This is a genomic window from Acinetobacter sp. HR7, assembly GCF_000773685.1.
In the GTDB taxonomy this organism is placed as follows: Bacteria; Pseudomonadota; Gammaproteobacteria; order Pseudomonadales; family Moraxellaceae; genus Acinetobacter; species Acinetobacter thermotolerans.
In genome coordinates this window covers 1-928 of the sequence record NZ_JPQO01000084.1, presented here as the reverse complement: position 1 = coordinate 928, position 928 = coordinate 1, and the positions used below count along the sequence as shown (strand labels likewise).

Here is a 928-nt window from a genome sequence, read left to right as displayed (position 1 = left end):
GTCGTTAGAAAACAATTATTATGACATTATTTCAATGAGTTATCTATTTTTGTCGTGTACAGAGCAAGAAAATCATCCATCAATTGCAGAAGCAAACAATTCAAAGAATTGTGATAATACGCTTAGCTGTTGTGGTGAAGAGGAAGAAAAAAAATCTTCATCTCCTTGCTGTAACACTTCAAACAGTTGTGAAGATACCGCACAATCCTGTTGTGGTTCTGATCCCAAAGAAAATTTAAGCACTGAAGACGTTTTAAAAGATTCGCACTACATGAGTGAATACTTAGTTCCCAAAATGGATTGTTCTGCGGAAGAACAGATGGTTCGTATGGCGCTATCTTCAATTGATGGTGTTCAAAAACTCATCTTTGATTTACCTAACCGTTCTTTAAAGGTTCTACATAATCAAAAAGATGAAAATATAACCACCAAACTTGAAGCTTTGGGTTTTGGTGCAAAGCTTGTGAAGACTGAAACTTATATAAGCAATCAACAGGCTAAGCAAACAAGTACCTACACCATTCCTAAAATGGATTGCTCTGCTGAAGAGCAAATGGTCCGTATGGCTCTTGCAGATATTGAAGCAGTTAAAGGTCTTACTTTTGATCTTCCCAATCGAAAACTGAAAGTCTTCCATAATGAAGGGATTCAGCAAATTACGGCTAAACTCGAAGGACTGGGTTTTGGGGCGAAACTTGATGAAATACAGCTTTCTTCAGGCGATATACCTAATGAACCTGATCCTGTGAGACAAGCTAAAGTACTTAAACTGTTATTAGGTATTAATGCTCTACTTTTCTTTATAGAATTCATCAGCGGTATTATTGCTGCGTCTACAGGATTGATTGCTGATTCTCTAGATATGTTTGCCGATGCAGCCGTTTATGGTATTGCGCTATATGCCGTCGGAAAAGCTGCGAAATATCAA

General features: G+C 37.4%; 1 protein-coding gene. It reads left to right on the top strand.

Annotation, left to right across the window (positions count from 1 at the left end; all coding sequences use genetic code 11):
• Positions 1–34: 34 nt before the first annotated feature.
• Positions 35–928 (top strand): heavy metal-associated domain-containing protein (locus tag GW12_RS05050; RefSeq protein WP_034584343.1); only part of this gene is annotated, 894 nt, incomplete at its 3' end.